The 16,437-nt window shown below is 74.4% G+C and carries 9 protein-coding genes, 1 rRNA gene and 1 pseudogene; 5 read left to right on the top strand and 6 right to left on the bottom strand.

What is annotated here, in order from left to right; genetic code table 11:
- The first annotated feature begins 51 nt into the window (after positions 1 to 51).
- Positions 52 to 1,281, top strand: a complete 1,230-nt coding sequence (locus M8C11_RS02575) for an acyltransferase (protein ID WP_252448169.1) — start codon at positions 52 to 54, stop codon at positions 1,279 to 1,281.
- A 151-nt stretch (positions 1,282 to 1,432) separates the two neighbouring features.
- Positions 1,433 to 2,611 carry a glycosyltransferase family 4 protein gene (locus M8C11_RS02570; RefSeq protein WP_120574092.1) on the top strand — a complete coding sequence of 393 codons (1,179 nt, stop codon included), beginning with the start codon at positions 1,433 to 1,435 and terminating at the stop codon, positions 2,609 to 2,611.
- On the opposite strand, the gene M8C11_RS02565 is transcribed toward M8C11_RS02570, so the two are convergent.
- The 3 genes from M8C11_RS02565 to M8C11_RS02555 are packed head-to-tail and all read right to left on the bottom strand — an operon-like array spanning position 2,596 to position 6,412.
- A complete protein-coding gene (locus tag M8C11_RS02565; protein ID WP_091425994.1) occupies positions 2,596 to 2,790 on the bottom strand; it encodes a hypothetical protein in 195 nt (64 codons plus the stop codon). The two genes, M8C11_RS02570 and M8C11_RS02565, sit on opposite strands and share 16 nt — an antisense overlap.
- Before the next feature lie 35 nt (positions 2,791 to 2,825).
- A complete protein-coding gene (locus M8C11_RS02560; protein ID WP_252448168.1) occupies positions 2,826 to 4,535 on the bottom strand; it encodes a DUF3367 domain-containing protein in 1,710 nt (569 codons plus the stop codon).
- The gene (locus M8C11_RS02555; RefSeq protein WP_374667044.1) at positions 4,535 to 6,412 is read right to left on the bottom strand and encodes a hypothetical protein; all 1,878 of its coding nucleotides are present in this window, start codon (positions 6,410 to 6,412) and stop codon (positions 4,535 to 4,537) included. Before M8C11_RS02555 ends, M8C11_RS02560 begins: the two co-directional genes overlap by 1 nt.
- 168 nt (positions 6,413 to 6,580) lie before the next feature.
- Between M8C11_RS02555 and M8C11_RS02550 the strand changes: the two genes are divergently transcribed.
- Both M8C11_RS02550 and M8C11_RS02545 read left to right on the top strand, forming a co-directional pair.
- Positions 6,581 to 11,326: an alpha-(1->3)-arabinofuranosyltransferase family protein gene (locus tag M8C11_RS02550; protein ID WP_252448166.1), complete on the top strand. Its 4,746-nt coding sequence runs from the start codon at positions 6,581 to 6,583 to the stop codon at positions 11,324 to 11,326.
- The gene (locus tag M8C11_RS02545; protein ID WP_252448165.1) at positions 11,323 to 12,612 is read left to right on the top strand and encodes a lipopolysaccharide biosynthesis protein; all 1,290 of its coding nucleotides are present in this window, start codon (positions 11,323 to 11,325) and stop codon (positions 12,610 to 12,612) included. Before M8C11_RS02550 ends, M8C11_RS02545 begins: the two co-directional genes overlap by 4 nt.
- Here the strand turns inward: M8C11_RS02545 and nudC are convergent.
- Positions 12,503 to 13,426 (bottom strand): annotated as a pseudogene (gene nudC / locus M8C11_RS02540) (NAD(+) diphosphatase); the annotation flags it as partial. The gene M8C11_RS02545 and the pseudogene nudC sit on opposite strands and share 110 nt — an antisense overlap.
- A 185-nt stretch (positions 13,427 to 13,611) precedes the next feature.
- Here nudC and M8C11_RS02535 point away from each other — a divergent pair.
- A complete protein-coding gene (locus M8C11_RS02535) occupies positions 13,612 to 15,429 on the top strand; it encodes a VanW family protein (protein ID WP_252448432.1) in 1,818 nt (605 codons plus the stop codon).
- A 56-nt stretch (positions 15,430 to 15,485) separates the two neighbouring features.
- Here the strand turns inward: M8C11_RS02535 and M8C11_RS02530 are convergent, their stop codons facing one another.
- Together M8C11_RS02530 and rrf are read right to left on the bottom strand one after the other, a co-directional pair.
- Positions 15,486 to 16,112, bottom strand: a complete 627-nt coding sequence (locus tag M8C11_RS02530; protein ID WP_252448164.1) for an NADPH-dependent F420 reductase — start codon at positions 16,110 to 16,112, stop codon at positions 15,486 to 15,488.
- Positions 16,113 to 16,316: 204 nt separating this feature from the next.
- Positions 16,317 to 16,433, bottom strand: a 5S ribosomal RNA gene (rrf, locus tag M8C11_RS02525).
- Positions 16,434 to 16,437: the final 4 nt, after the last annotated feature.

Below are 16,437 nucleotides of genomic sequence, written 5' to 3'. Positions count from 1 at the left end.
GCGGGAGGTTACTCCCCAGTCACCTTCAAAAGCGACCCCCTGGATGTCCAGATGTCCACAGCCACCACGCCAACAGTCCCGGAGCCATCGGTAACGGGCCGTCTTCCCGCCCTCGACGCGCTGCGAGCGATCGGCGCGGTGGCGGTCGTCGGTCACCACGTCGGCTTCCAGACCGCCGTCACCATGAACACCACGTGGGGCGGCTGGTTGGCGCGCCTGGACGTGGGCGTGGCGATCTTCTTCGTGCTGTCCGGCTTCCTGCTGTTCCGCCCGTGGGCGCTCAGCGTCGCGACCGGACGGCCGCGGCCTCGCACCAAGCGGTACTTCTGGCGCCGGGCGCTGCGGATCCTGCCCGCGTACTGGCTGGCGGTGGTGGTCTGTTTCGTCGTCCTGCCCGGCAACCACCCGGTGTCGGCAGGTGACTGGCTGCGCCACCTCACGCTCACCCAGATCTACGAGGCCGGGCAGCTCGGGCACGGGCTCAGCCAGACCTGGAGCCTCGCCACCGAGGTCGTCTTCTACCTGCTCCTGCCGCTGCTCGCCGTGCTCGCCGTGGGCCGGACCTGGCGTCCCGTCCGCACCGTGCTGCTCGCCTCCTCCGGGGCGCTGCTGACGCTCGGGTGGGTCGCCATGATGGGCGCCGGCTGGCTCGACGGCGCGCTGCACACGATGTGGTTCCCCTCGTACGGCGCCTGGTTCGGCGGCGGCATGGCGCTGGCCGCGGCGCACGTGGCCCTGCGTACCGGCACCGCGCCGGCCGCCTTCCGGGTGCTCGACGACCTCGCCTCGGCGCCGCTCGCCTGCTGGGCGGCAGCGGTCGCGGTGATGGCGATCGCGACGACGCCGATCGCCGGCCCGCGCGACCTGACCAGCCCGACCGCCACCGAGTTCGGCACCAAGCTGGCGCTCTACCTCCTGATCGCCGTCCTGATCACGATCCCGGTGGCGTTCGGCGGGCGGACCCGGGCGAAGGAGGCCTTCAGCAGCGGGTGGGCACGGTGGATGGGGCACGTGTCGTACGGCCTGTTCCTGTGGCACCCGCTGGTCATCGAGCTGATCTACCTGCTCGAGGACCGGCCGCTGTTCACCGGCCAGTTCGTCAACGTCTTCGCCCTGACCATGGTCTTCGGCCTGGCGTACGCCGCGGTCAGCTACTACGGCGTCGAGCGCCCGCTCCAGACGCTCGGCACGCAGAGCCGCCGCCGGCCGACCGGGCGCGGACCGGCATCGGGGACGTCCGCCGTCCCGGCCACCACACCGGACGTCGCGGCTCCCGCCTAGCTGTCACGTACCGCTCACCTTCAGTGACCCGGCGACGGCCGGCGGCCCGACGCCGCCGGTCGGGGCATTGCCGGGCGCAGGCCCAGCCCTTAATGTGACGCGCACCGCTAAATTACTTGAGAGTAGGGTTCGCGTGGAGCGTCGCTTCGGCATGCCCGGACACGTGCTGTTCCTCAACTGGCGAGACACTCGCAACCCCGAGGGCGGCGGTTCCGAGGTGTACGTGGAACGGATCGCCGCCGAGCTGGTGGCGCGCGGATTCCGCGCCACCCTGTTCTGCGCCGCGCACCGCGAGGCCCCCGCCGACGAGGTCAACGACGAGGGCATCCGGTTCGTCCGGCGCGGCGGCCGGCACACCGTCTACCTGTGGGCCGCGCTCTGCTACCTGGCCGGGGCGTTCGGCCTCGGCCCGCTCGCCGCGCGCCGGGGCGGCCGGCCGGACATCCTCGTCGACGTCTGCAACGGCCTGCCGTTCCTCTCCCCGCTCTGGGCCCGCCGCCCGGTGGTCAAGCTGATCCACCACGTGCACCGCGAGCAGTGGCCGGTGGTCCTGCCGCAGTGGGCCGCCCGGTTCGGCTGGTGGGTCGAGTCGTCGCTTGCGGTACGCGTCTACCGGCGGTGCCGGTACGTCACCGTGTCCGAGGCGACCCGGCGCGAACTCGCCACCCTCGGCGTACCGCCGGAGCAGGTCTCCGTGGTCTACAACGGCACGCCGGAGCTGCCCCGCACCGACGTCGAACGCGCCCCGTTCCCGCTGCTCGTGACGCTCAACCGCCTGGTGCCGCACAAGCGGGTGGAGGTGGCGCTGCGCGCTGTCGCGGCGCTCGCCGACGAGCTGCCCCAGCTCCGGCTGGTGGTCGCCGGGCAGGGCTGGTGGGAGTCGCACCTGCGCGAGGTCGCCGACGAGCTGGCCATCACCGACCGGGTGGACTTCCGGGGCTTCGTGACGGAGGAGGAGAAGGCCGCGCTGCTCGCCTCGGCCTGGGTCGCCCTGACGCCGTCACTGAAGGAGGGCTGGGGGCTGACGATCGTGGAAGCCGGCGCGGCGGGTACGCCGACAGTGGCGTTCCGGGAGGCGGGCGGCGTCGCGGAGGCGGTGGTCGACGGACGTACCGGCCTGCTGGCCGACGACATCGACGACTACCTGGCGAAGGTGCGCGCGCTGCTGCACGACGACGAGATGCGTCAGGAGATGGGCGCTCAGGCCCGGCGGCACGCGGCGAACTTCACCTGGCCGGTGGCGGGGGAACGCTTCGCGACCCTGCTGGAGACTGCGGACTCGCCCCGCCCGGTCCAGCGGCGGGGCGACCCGTCCTACCTGTTGCCGTAGACCTCGGGGGCGTACGGGTCCTGCTTCCCGGCCCGCTTGGCCGCCTCCGTGGCGTTACGCGCCTCGGTCGCGGCCTCCTCGGCCGTGGCGGTCGCGGCGGCCGAGAGCCCGCCGAGGGCCAGGACCCCGAGCAACGCCGCCACCAGGCCGGACACGACAAGGGTCAAAGCTCTACGCATGCCATTCCTCCGATGGTGAGACGTGCGAGCGGACGTTACCACGCAGTAGCTCGCCGGCGTAGGGTCGAAAAGGCGGCAGCCATGACCGCCAGAACGGCAGTTCCGCACGCGAGCACGACCAGCCAGCGGCTCGCTCCGGCCCGCGGCGGCGGACCCGAGGCGGCCGGGTTCCGGTAGAGGCTCAGCGACTCCCCCTCGTACCGGAGGTCGAGACCGGCCAGGACGGCCGCGTCCACTGTGCTCGGCGTACCGTGCTGCACCACCACCCAGCCCACGCCCGTGGCCGAGACCGGCCGCCCCTCGGCGAGCACCCGGCGCACCTCGCGCAGGCGCGGATTCTCCCCGGCCACCGCGACGTCGTCGACCACGAGCGTGTCGTCGGTGAGCACGGTTCCCGGCAGGTAGCGGGGCGCCGGGTCCAGCACCACCCGGCCCGGGTTCCACGGATAGGCCCGGTAGGTGGTCAGCGGCAGGGCGAGGATCTCACCGGGGTCGTCGGGCAGGCGCTCGGCGACCGCCCGCCAGTCCGCCGGGTAGCGCACCGGGCTGATCCGGCCGGCCCCGCCGAACGCCAGGTCGGGCATCACGGCCACCGGCAGGAGCAGCAGCCCGGCCAGCACGATCCCGGCGACCTCGCGGTCGATCCGGGCCACCAGCCGTTCGGCACCCAGCGCCGCGCACACCACCAGCACGAGGGCGTACGGCGCGAGGAACTTCTGCCCGTCGCGGAGCAGCCCCGCGCCCGGCACGTGCGCCACCGCCCAGCTCAGCGCCGCGTTTCCACCGGGCAGCACGGCGAGCGCGGCCAGCAGGTACGCGCCGCCGGCCAGCACGCCCAGCCGTACCGCCGCGCCCGCCGGCAGCCGCCGCCGCAGCAGGCCCGCGCCGACCACCGCCAGGACCACGAGCACCACAGTCGCCAGCGGGGCCAGCGTGGCGGACCGGCTGGCCGGGGTGGCCTGCACGTTCCAGATGCCGCCGGTGCCCGCGAGCGCCACCAGCGGGCCCGCCCAGTTCTCGGCACGCGCCGCGAACGCCGCCACGCCCGCCGGGTCGGACGTGCCGCCCGCGCCGGTGACCAGGGCCGCCACGATCCACGGGGCGTTCAGCAGCGCGACACCACCCACCGCGACCGCGGACAGCCGCAGCCGCGCCCGGTCCGCCGCCAGCACCAGCACCGTCGCCAGCGCGATCAGGCCACCGGTCGGGGTGATCGCGGCGGGCGCGGCGAGCAGCACCACCCGGGCGAGCGCGCCGTCGCGGCCCGCCCGCAGGTCCAGCGCCGCCCGCACCAGCCAGGGCAGTGCGGCGTACGCCAGCAGCAGCCCCCACTGCCCGATCAGCAACCGCTCGGCCAGGTACGGCGTCCACGCGTACGCCACGGCGGCGACCAGCCGCACCGCGCGCCGCTCGGTCGGCACCAGCCGTCCGGCGCCCACGGCGGCGAACAGGACCGCCCCGGCCAGCGCCACCCGCTGCACCACCCAGCCCGGCACGAGCTGGGTCACCAGCGAGACCAGCGCGTCCATCGGCACCGCCCGGGGCAGGCTCTGCGCCGGGGCCACCAGATCCCAGCTCAGCGGCTGCCGGGGGACGAACACCATGTCGTACCGCAGCGCGTAGCCCGGCGCCGCGAGCGGAGCCAGGATCAACACGGTGACGACCACCGCCACGAGGTACAGCGGCAGCGACTCCCGCCACCGCCGGACCGCGGGGCTGCCGCCCTCGGCGGGACGTCCGGTCATTACGGCTTCGGCACCGCCCGGCCGATGGTGACCAGGTTGGTGCACAACCGGACGCCGGGCGTGTTCACGGTCAGTTCGACGGCGGACCCGGCGCCCTCCAGCATGAAGAACACGTCGTTCAGCCCGCTCTTCAGCGTGATCTCGCGGGTGGCGTCGCCGAGCTTGAACACCGCCGTCGAGTCGCCGGAGCTGACGTAGCCGAAGTGCACCACGTACGGCCACTCCACCAGGTAGCCGTCCATCGGGATGCGGACGGTCCGGCCGCCCTCGGCCAGGTGCCCACAGCCCTCCACGGTGCCGGGCGCGACCTTGCGCCCCTCGACCACGACCGGCCGGATCCGGCCGTTCTCGTCGAACGTCGACGGCTTCTCGCTCATCGTCACGAACGTCGGCCGCCGCTCCGCCGGACGGAAGAAGTGGGACTGGAGGTTGTCCGGCCAGAAGTACCCGGCCACGACCCGGTCCGGGACGGTCGTGTCGAAGAAGACGGTGCCGGGCGGCGCGGCGGCCAACTCGGCCTGCGTCGTGGCCAGGTAGTCCCGCCCGTGCTTGGTGCTCCAGTTGTCGCCGAACCGCGCGGTGCTCCACAGCGTGCCCACCCCGATGGTGGCCAGCAGCACGACCATCGAGACCAGGCCGACCGCGAACGCGCCCGGCTCCCGCAGCACGGTCGGCAGCGGCCACGCGGAGACGTCGTCCTCGTCGCTGTCCTTCATCCCGAGCAGCGCCACCCCGACGCAGATCGCGGCCACCAGCACCACGTCCGCGACGTACCGGGGGACGACGCCGACCAGCGGCCCCAGCGGTCCGCCGAGCCGGGTCACCGCGAACAGCGCCGCGACCAGGCCGAGGTAGCAGGCGAGCAGCAGCCAGGCCCGCCCGGCGGACGGCCGCCGCCGCACGGTGACCACGATCAGCGCCGCGAGCACCGCCCAGGACAGCCACTTCGCGATGTCGTACGGGTCGGACAGCGGCGGCCCGTCACCGGCGTACGTCCAGCGCCACGGTCCGCCGAGCAGGCCCGGCACCACCGTGTCGCCGATCAGGTCGCCCAGGAAGGTGAAGACCTGCCCGACCGAGGTGGGCTCGTCCAGCCCACGGGCCGGGCGGGTCAGGTAGTACGCCAGGTAAGCCCCGGACAGCACGGTGAGCATCAGCCACGCCGGCCAGAACCGCACGACGGTGGTCACCAGGCTGCGCCACGCGCGGCCCTTGGTGAACAGGAACGCGGTCAGCAGGAACAGCAGCGGCACGATCAGCAGCGCCTTGGTGTCGAAGAGCAGGCCGAACACCAGCCAGAACGCGACCAGGACGAGGTGCCGCCTCCGGCCGGTGCGCACGTACCGGACCTGGGCCGCCACGGCGAGGACCAGGGCGAGCTGCGGCGGCAGCACGAGCAGGCCGACCAGCCACAGCGACGACACCTCGAGCGTCAGCGGGCTGAACAGGAACAGGCTCAGCGGGACGAGCAGCCCCCAGCCGGGCCGCAGCAGGTCACGGAGCAGCCGGTAGAGGGCGATCCCCACCGCCGCCTGCCCGGCCGCCAGCAGCAGGATCCACGGCCAGCCGGCGAAACCGGCCGCCCGGACCATCAGCCAGGCGACCGCCAGCCCGCCCGGCATGAGGTGGTTGTTGAACGTGCCCAGCAGGTAGTCCGGGTCCAGCCGGGTGTCGAGCACCTGCGCGGCGATGACGAACTCGTCCTGCGAGAACCAGCCACGGGCGGCCAGCCCGGCGCGCGACGCGACGGACACGATGATGAGCGCGATCGCGACCGCGCGGACGCGGTCGGCGGCTATCCAGCGACCGAGCGGTCCGGGTCCGTCGTCCTCCGCGCCGACGGCTGCCGGATGCGTCTCGGCCGCTGCTTGTGGCATTGACATGGTCGGCAGCCTGCCACACGCTTACACGCCGTGGGGACGGCCGTTCTCCTGATAACGCCCCGCAGCGCCCCCAGGTCGCCGCTGCGCGTCCGGTCCGGATAACGTCGCGCGACACGCGTCATGTTGCAGGTGCGCGTACGGCCGGCGAGACAGGAGCCGAAAATGCGTGCGGACGGGACGACAACGTCGCCGACGGGGACGGACACCCCCGCCCGGGAGACCGGCCGGGCCCGGCAGACGGCGCGACGGTTCCGGCACCTGACGATCTGTCTCGCGCTCACCGCCCTCGCCTTCCAGCAGGCACCCGGGCAGGTCGTCCCGGACACCAAGGTCGACCTGAACGTCAATCCGGCCGGGTGGCTGCTGCGCTCACTGCACCTCTGGGATCCCACCGGCACGTTCGGCCAGCTCCAGAACCAGGCGTACGGATATCTCTGGCCGATGGGCCCGTTCTTCCTGCTCGGGACGGAACTGGGCATCGCGCCGTGGATCGTCCAGCGGCTGTGGTGGGCGCTGCTGTTCTGCGTCGCGTACCTCGGTGTGGTGCGGCTGGCGGGCCGGCTCGGCATCGGCAGCCCCGCCGGCCGGATGATCGCCGGCGTCGCGTTCGCGCTGTCCCCGCGCATCCTGACCCAGCTCGGCTGGTCGTCGGTGGAGTCCTGGCCCAGCGCCGTCGCGCCGTGGGTGCTCATCCCGCTCGTCGGACTCGCCCGGGGCGCCCGGCTGCGCCGCGCGGTCGCCGGGTCGGCGATCGCCGTCGCCTGCGCGGGCGGCGTCAACGCCACAGCCGTCGCCGCCGTGGTGCCGCTCGCCCTGCTCTGGCTCGCCACGCTCCGGCCGCTGCGCCGCCGCGTCACCGCCCTCGCGGCCTGGTGCGGCGCGGTCGCCCTGGCCACCGCGTGGTGGCTGATCCCGCTGCTGGTCCTCGGCCGGTACAGCCCGCCGTTCCTGGACTACATCGAGACCGCCCGCAACACCACGAGCGTCACCGACGCGGTGACGACGCTGCGCGGCGCCTCCTACTGGGTCGCCTACCTGGCCTCCCCGTTCGGCGCGACCATCCCGGCCGGCGCGCGGCTGGCCAGCGACACGCTGCTCGTCGTGGCCACCCTGGCGGTCGCCGCGCTCGGCGTGCTCGGCCTGTCCCGGCGGGGGATGCCGCACCGGCGGTTCCTCATCACCGGCCTGCTGCTCGGCGTCGCGCTCGTCGGGCTCGGGCACACCGGCGACCTGCCGAACATCCTCGCCGGGCCGCAGCAGCAGTTCCTCGACGGCATCGGCGCCCCGCTGCGCAACGTGCACAAGTTCGACGTGCTGCTCCGCCTGCCGCTGGCGCTCGGCCTGGCGCACCTGGTCAGCCTCGCCGTACGCGCCGCCCGGACCGCACCCGAGCAGCGCCGCGGCCGCGCCACGGCCCGGGCCTGGCTCACCGCCGGCACCGCGATGGTGGCGGTCGCGGGCGTCGCCTCACCGGCGCTCGCCGGCGGCCTCGCCACCCCTGGGGCGGTCAAGGACGTGCCCGGCTACTGGCACGAGGCCACCGACTGGCTGGACGCGAACACCGGGCGCGGGCGCGTGCTCGTCGTCCCCGGCGCGCGCTTCCCCGCGTACGACTGGGGCAGCACCACCGACGAGATCGCCCAGCCGCTGCTGGACAGCCGGTGGGCGGTCCGCAACGCCATCCCGTTCACCCCGCCCGCCACGATCCGGCTGCTCGACGCGATCGAGTCGACGCTCGCCACCGGCGCCGGCTCGGCCGGCCTGGCCGACCTGCTCGCCCGCTCCGGGATCAGCCACGTCCTGTTCCGCGCCGACCTCGACCACGGCCGCTCGGACACGGCCCGCCCGGCGGTCGTCCGGCAGGCGCTGGAACGCTCGCCCGGGCTGACCCGCGTCGTGTCCTTCGGCCCGGTACGCGGCGGCTCCGACTCCCCGGACGAGTTCCGCGACCAGGGCCTCGACGTGCCCGGGCGCGCACTCGAGGTGTACCGGGTGGACCGGCCCGTCCAGCCGGTGGTCGCGTACGACCGCGACGACGTGACCACAGTCGTCGGCGGTCCCGAGTCGCTGCTCGACCTGGCCGCCTCGGGCCAGCTCGGCGCCGCGCCCACGATCCTGGCCGGCGACGCGAAGGCCGGCGAGACCACCGGGCGGGTCGTGATGACCGACGGGCTGCGCCGGCGCGACGTCTCGTTCGGCCGGCTGCGCGACAACTCCTCCCAGACACTCACCGCGGACGACACCTTCGCGGTGTCCGCGCCCGCGCACGACTACCTGCCCGACTGGGGGCCGGAGTGGTCGACCGTCGCCCGCTTCGAGGGCATCAGCGGGATCCGCGCCTCGACCGCCCGTTCCCAGATCGACGCCACCGGCGGCGCCCGGCCGGAGTACCAGCCGTACGCGGCGATGGACGGCGACACCGCCACTTCCTGGCGGTCGGCGCCGCACTCGCGCAGCGACAGGCAGTGGATCGAGGTCAACCTGGCGAACCCGACCCGGGTCACCCGGGTGGAGGTGTGGTTCGACCTGAAGGCCGACGCCCTGCCCACCACGGTCACCGTGACCGCCGGGTACGAGAGCCGCACCGTCGAGCAGTTCGGCGACCACATGGTCTTCGAGCTGCAGGGCGTCCACGCCACCCGCAAGGTCGAGGTCTCCGTCGACGCCGCGTTCGACCTGCGCCCGTTCGGCGACAAGTCGGTCGGCATCACCGAGATCAAGATTCCCGGCGTCGAGACCGGCCGGACCCTCCAGTTGCCCGCCGCCCCCGCCACCGACCAGCCGGCCGGCGTCGTCGTGTCGGCGGCGCCGTCCACGCCCGCCTGCTTCACAGTCGACGGCCGCCCGCGCTGCTCCACCGACGCGATCCGCGGCTCGGAGGACGCCTCCACCATCGACCGCACCTTCACGCTGCCGGTGGCCGGGACGTACGACGCGAGGCTGTGGGCACGGCCGACGCCCGGCCCGGAGCTGAACGCCGCCCTGGACAAGCTGGTCGCGGACGCCCAGCCGTTGCGCCTCGCGCCGCAGGTCACCGCGTCCTCGACGGCGGTACCCGACCCGGTCGGCCGGCCCGGCGCGGTCCTCGACGGCGACCCGGCCACGAGCTGGTCACCGGCGCCCAACGACGAGGCCCCGATCCTGCGCCTCACCTGGCTCGAACCGCAGGTCATCAGCCGGATCCGCTTCACCGTCGAGGAAGGGACCGCCGCCACCCGGCTCGGCAGCGTCCGGGTGGTCGGCAACGACGGGTTCCGCAGCAACCTGCTCACCAACGACGGCGTGCTCACGCTCGACCCGCCGATGCGGACCGACTCGATCACCATCCAGTTCCTCGACAAGCCGTCCGCCACCAGCATCGACCCGTACGGCCTGCGCCTGCCCGAGCCGCTGCCCGTCGCGGTCGGCGAGGTGACGGTGCTGCCCCTCGGGACCACTGTCGCGCCCCGCCCGGAGACGCCGCTGAAGCTGGCCTGCGGATCGGGCCCGACGCTCCAGGTCGGCTCGTCCCGGATCACCACCACGCTCACCGGCACCGTGCGCGACCTGCTGGAGATGCGCGAGATGCCGGTCACCGCCTGCGGCCGCAACACGCCGAAGCAGCTCGACCTGGGCAGCGGCGAGCACCGCGTCGTCACCACGGCGAGCACGCTCGCCACCGCCACCCGGGTCGCGCTGGCGCCACGTACCGCCACGCCCGCCGCGGCGGCCACCGCCGGCGACATCCAGGTGGGTTCCTGGTCGGCCACCGAGCGGCGGGTACGGGTGTCCGAGCACCCCGTCGACCGGGTGCTCGCGGTCCGGGAGAACACCAACACCGGCTGGCAGGCGACCATCGGCGGGAAGACGCTCACGCCGCTCGTGGTGGACGGCTGGCAGCAGGGCTGGATCCTTCCCGCCGGTGTCTCCGGGGACGTGGTGCTGCGCTTCACGCCGGACACCCCGTACCGGATGGGTCTGCTGGTCGGCGGCGTCCTGCTGGCGGTGGTGGTCCTGCTCGCGGTGCTGCCGGACCGCCGACCGGCCGGGGATCGCGAGGTCGTCGCCGTACCGGCGGCGCGGCGACGGCTCACCCGCTCGCTGCCGCTCCTCGGAGTCGGCGCCGCAGCGCTCGTGCTCCACAGCGGTCTGCTCGGCGCCCTGCTGGTCGCGGCGGGCTTCATGCTCGCCGTGCCCGGGCCGCGCCGCCTGCCCTGGACCGGTGACCCCCGGCGGGTCAGGAGGATCGCCCGGGCGGCCGAGACGTGGCTTCCCGGCGCGCTCGTGGCGCTGGCCGGGTGGGTCTACCTGGAATCGGCCGACCAGCACACCGACGCGCTGCCGCAGCTCCTGACGGTCGCCGCCCTGGGCGCGCTCTGGCTTCCCACGACCGCCCGCCGACGGCCCGTGCGCCGGATCAGGCCGACCTCGGCGGCCGCCCCGGCCGTGCCGGCCCTCCGAGCGCCGGAGCCGGCCGGGCAGCCGACGCCCGTCCCCGCCCTCGCCGCCGCTGCCGTCGCCGCTCCGGCCACAGTCGCCGCTCCTGCCGCCGCACCCACCGGTCCGGTTGCGGGCCTGGGACCGGACCACGAGACCGGTCGGGTCGGCAGCCGCGACGCCGGTCCGGGCGGGAGCCGCGACGCCGAGCCTGGACCGGGCCGGGACGCGGACCGCGACGCCGAGCCGGGCGCGGACCGCGACGCCGAGCCGGGCGCGGGCCGAGGCCCGGACCACGACGCCGAGCCGGGACCGGACCTGGACGGTCGCGCCGTGCCGGGTCCCGAGGGGCGGCCGGGACCGGACGCCATCCCGGGCGCGGACGACGGCCCGGGCGCGGACGACGGCCCGGGCGCGGACGACGGCCCGGGCGCGGACGGCGTGCCGGGCTCGGACGGCGGCCCGGTGTCCCGCGTCTCGGAGATCACGTGAGCGAGGGCCGGCCGGGCCCCGGGCCGGAGGCGGCGGACGACCGGAGAACCGGGCTGGGCGCGGCGGGCGTCGCGGTCACGCTGGCCGGTGTCCTGGTCAACGGACTGGCCTATCTGGTGCCGGTGCTCGCCGCCCGGAAGCTCGACGCGGACGACCTCGGCGCGCTCGCCACCGCCCTCGGCCTGGTCGCCATCGCCGGTGTGCCGGGGCTCGGCCTGCAACTGGCGGTCGCCGTGCACCACGCCCGGCACGGCCAGTCCGACACCCGGCGGCTCACCGTGCTGACCGCCGCCGTGTGCGCGGGGGCGCTGCTGGTGGCGACGCCGGTGCTGGTCGCCGCGCTGGACCTGCCGGCGGTGGTGCCCGCGCTGCTGGCCGTCACCACCGCCTCGGTGGTGCTCTCGTCGCGCTCGCTCGGCGAACTGCAGGGCGGTCAGCGCTTCCTGCGGCTCGCCACCGCGATGGCGCTGCTGGCCGCCGCCCGTTACGGCGGGGTGATCGTGGGGCTGCTGCTCGGCGCGGGCCTGACCGGCGCGCTGGGGATCGGGGCGCTCACCGCCGCGCTGGCGCCCCCGGCGCTGGCCTGGCTCACCGGTACGCCCCGGCGCCCGTCGGCCGCCCCGCGCCTGACCGTCGCCCAGGTGACCGCCGGATGCGGGGCGACGCTGGCGATGCTCGTCGTCTCCTACGCCGACCTGCTCCTGGCCCGGCAACTGCTGCCACCGTCGGGCTCCGGGGCGTACTCGGTGGGGACCGTCCTGACCAAGGGCGCGCTCTGGGCGCCGCAGGTCGCCGCCGTCCTCGCCCTGCCGCGCCTGGCCCGCGGGGACCGCCGCAGCCGCACCGTCGCGCTCGCGGTGACGGGTGCGTGCGGTCTGGTCCTGGTCGGCGCGTCGGCGGTCGCGGGCGGGTTGGCCTTCCGGCTCGTCGGCGGACCCGACTACACGGCGCTCGGCCGGTACGCGCCGCTGTTCGCCGCCGTCGGCGCGCTCTACGCGGTGACGTTCGTGCTGCTCAACGACCGGCTCGCCGGGGGCGTCAGGTGGGCGGCGGCACCGCTGTGGCTGGGCACCGCGGCGCTGGTGACGGTCGCCGCGATCGTGCGCCCGCGTACCGTCGGCGGTCTCGTCGCCGCGGCCCTCGCGACGGCCGTGGTCACGACGCTGCTGATGGCCGTGCCGGCGGGTCGGCGGACAGCCAGTCACCCAGCAACAGGTGATCGATCGAGTCCGGCCGACCCAGCGACCGGCCGGACGCGATCCGCTCCCGCAGCTCCGCCCGCGTGAACCAGCGCGCGTCCAGCAGCTCCACGCCGTCGACGCGGACCTCCTCGGAGGCGGCGACGGCCCGGAAACCCACCATCAGGCCGGCGGGGAACGGCCACGCCTGCGACCCCTGGTAGGTCACGTCGGTGACGGTCACGCCCGCCTCCTCCTGAAGCTCCCGGCGGACCGCGTCCTCCAGGCTCTCGCCGACCTCGACGAAACCGGCGAGCGTCGACCAGGCCCCCTCGGCCGCGCCCGCGTGCCGGGCCAGCAGGCAGCGCCCCGGCGGGCCGGGCGCCTCGACGAGCACGATGACGGCCGGCTCGATCCGGGGGAACAGCAGCCGCCCGCACTCCGCGCCGGCGCAGGCCCGGACGTGCCCGCCACCACCGGCCACCGCCGCCGCGCCGCACGCGCCGCAGTAGCGCTGCTGCCGGTGCCACAACAGCAACCCCCTGGCGTACGCCTGCACGGCCGCCCCGGCCGGGTCGAGCCGGCCGGCCAGCGCCCGCAGGTCGAGAGCCTTCGTCGCGGAGGCCGCCTCCACGGCGGCCCGCTCGCCCAGCGCGGAGAGATCCACGGCGAACACCGCCGCGTCGCCGTCGACCCCGAGGAAGACGGTCTCGCCCGCGGCGGCCCGGACGGCCGACGCACGCTCCCCGGTGAGCCGGACCGGACCGTCCCCGTCGACGAGGCAGCGGTCCCGCCACAGCGGCAGCACCACGCTCGCCGGATCGGTCAGCCGTTCGGCCAGCCAGTCCGCGTCGGCGCGCCGCTCCGCAGCCCGGTCCAGCCATCCGCCGCCGTACGCCGGCACCCGATCCTGTGTCCGCACCAGCTCACCGTGTCACGATCCACGCCCCGGCACGGCCCCGAAACGGGTGATCGGTGCGACACCGGCGGTCCGCCGACACGACCGCGGACCGGACACTCCCGGCGGGCCCGAGCGTTGGTTACCGTAGGTGTCTCCCGCGGGGGAAGCGGTCCCCGCGTGTACTTCCGATCGAGGTTGCAGTGACGATGTACGGCGAGAAGATGCCGGCTGCCGACGACCGGCCCACCATCAAGGTGACGGCGGTGAGCTGGCCCGGCGTCGAGATGGAGCCGGTCGCCACACCACCGGGAGGCGGCGGCAAGCCGGCACGCTCGCGACGGGCCCGGCTGCTGCTGGCCGGCGGGATCGTCGCGGCCGTGCTCGCCGGCGGCGTCGGCCTGGGCGCCTACGCGTACGCCGGTGACGTGCCCCGCGGCACCACGGTGCTCGGCACCGAGCTGGGCGGGCGGAGCAAGGCCGAAGCGGCCCAGGCGCTCCGCGCCGAGCTGGAACGCCGGGCCGACACGTTGAACACCCCGCTCGCGGTCACAGTCGGTGGGAACAAGGCCGAGCTGAAGCCGTCCGACGTGGGGCTCGCCATCGACGTGGAGGCGACTGTGGCGGCGGCCGCCGAGGCGGACGCGCACGCGGTGAGCCGGCTCGTCGGCTCCCGGACGGTCGAGCCGGTGGTCACCGTCGACCAGGCCAAGCTGGGGGCGGCCCTGCGCAAGGTGATGGGCGCGCAGGGGCGTGAGATGACCATGCCGGCGATCATCTGGACCGGGACCACACCGAAGCCGGTCTACCCGAAGCCGGCACTGACGATCGACACCGACGGCGCCGCCGCCGTGGTGAAGGCCGGCTGGCTGGCCGCCGAGCCGGTCACCGTGCCGCTCGTCGAGAAGTGGCCGGCCACCACCCGGGAGGAGGTGGACCGGCTCGTCGCCGAGCTGGCCCGGCCCGCGGTGGCCGCACCTGTCACGCTCACCACCGACGGCGGTTCGGTCACCGTCCCGCCCGCCGCCATCGCCCGGTCGCTGCGCTTCTCCGCCGACGACGCCGGCACGCTCACCCCGAAGATCGACGTCAAGCGGCTGCGTACCGCGCTCGGCGACAAGCTGACCAAGCTCGAGGTCGAGCCGCGGGACGCCGGGCTGACCATCAGCGGCGGCAAGCCGAAGGTGCTGCCCAGCAAGGCCGGGCGCCAGGTCGACGCCGCCGCGCTCGGCCCGGCCCTGCTCGCGGTGCTGCCGAAGACCGAGGGCCGTACGGTGACCGCCGAGCTGAAGCCGGCCGCCCCCGAGCTGACCGAGGCGGAGCTGGCGAAGCTCGGCATCAAGGAGCGGGTGTCGACGTTCACCACCCACTTCACCGGTGGCCTGTCGTCGCCGCGCAGCCAGAACATCGTCCGGGCGGCGAAGGACGTGGACGGCGCGCTGGTGAAGCCCGGCGAGACGTTCTCGCTCAACGGGCACACCGGCGAACGCGGCTACGACCAGGGCTACAAGGACGCCCCGACGATCGTCGGCGGCAAGCTGGTGCCGGGCGTCGGCGGTGGCGTCTCGCAGTTCACCACCACGCTGTTCAACGCCACTTACTACGCCGGGCTGGAGGACGTCGAGCACAAGCCGCACTCGTTCTACTTCAGCCGCTACCCGGCGGTGATCGAGTCGACCATCTACTGGCCGCAGCTCGACTTCAAGTTCCGCAACAACACGCCCTACGGCGTACTGATCGACACGTCGTACACGTCCAGCTCGATCACCGTGTCGATCTGGAGCACCAAGATCTACGACAGCGTGAAGACCGAGTACGGCCCGCGCCGCAACATCACCCAGCCGAAGACGGTCTACCTGACGCCGGGGCCGACCTGCATCGCCGCCGCCGGCGCAGTCGGGTTCGCCCAGGACGCGTACCGGGTCATCAAGAAGGACGGCAAGGTGTTCAAGCGGGAGAAGTTCAGCTGGCGCTACGACGCCGAGCCGCGCTTCATCTGCGCCCCGAAGCCGGGCGGCGACGACTGATCCATCGAACGCGAGAAGGCCCCGCCGGAGATCCGGCGGGGCCTTTCCCATGCTTGTCACGGCCGTGCCGCGGCCAACCCTTCGCGTACGCCGTCGGCGTCCCGATCGGTGCCGTAGACGGGCGTGTCCGGCTGCTGCCGCCAGCTCTCGTCCAGGGTGCCCGCGTCGACCGGGTCGAAGCCCAGCTCGTCCACCAGGCCCATGACGGTCCGCTTGGCGTCCGCGTCGTCGGCGGCCACCGGCAGCGCGATCCGGCCGGAGGTGCCCGCCGGCTTGCCCCCGTCCATCAGGTGCGCGGCCTGGATGTTGTTGAAGACCTTCACCACCCGCGCGCCCTTGAGGTGGTCAGCGGTCCAGCGGCTGGAGCTGAGGCTACGGTCCAGCAGCTCGGGGATGTCGCCGTCCCGCTGGGGGTAGTAGTTGTTGGCGTCGACCACGAGCTTGCCGTCGAAGAGCGCCGCCGGGAGCTGCGGCACCGCCTTCAGCGGGATCGCGATGACCACCAGCTCGGCGCCCTGGACGGCGTCCTCCACCGACACGGCCCGGGCGCCGGTCTCGGCGCCCAGGTCGGCCAGGCTCTCCGGCCCGCGGGAGTTGGCCACCGCGACGTCGTGACCGAGTGAACGCAGACGACGGGTGAGGGTGCCCCCGATGTGCCCCGACCCGATGATTCCGATCTCCATGCCCACTCCTGTACCCCGTGCGGTCAGACCCGATCACGGTCCCGGCGTACGACACGTCACGTTTCGCGCCGCCGAGCCGGCGGGCGAGCGTGCGTCGACGGTCCCGGCTCGACGGTACGAGACCGAGGCGGCCCGTCGTGGCAATTCCGGTGGGATACGCAATTCAGGGCCACCCCGTGCGGGGTGGCCCTGAATTGAAAGATTGTCCGGCGGTGTCCTACTCTCCCACACCCTCCCGAGTGCAGTACCATCGGCGCTGGAGGGCTTAGCTTCCGGGTTCGGAATGTGACCGGGCGTTTCCCCTCCGCCATGACCGCCGTAACTC

It is taken from the genome of Micromonospora sp. CPM1 (assembly GCF_023896895.1).
In the GTDB taxonomy this organism is placed as follows: Bacteria; Actinomycetota; Actinomycetes; order Mycobacteriales; family Micromonosporaceae; genus Micromonospora; species Micromonospora tulbaghiae.
Note: the sequence above shows the minus strand (reverse complement) of the source record. Positions and strands in the feature narration are given on the sequence as shown.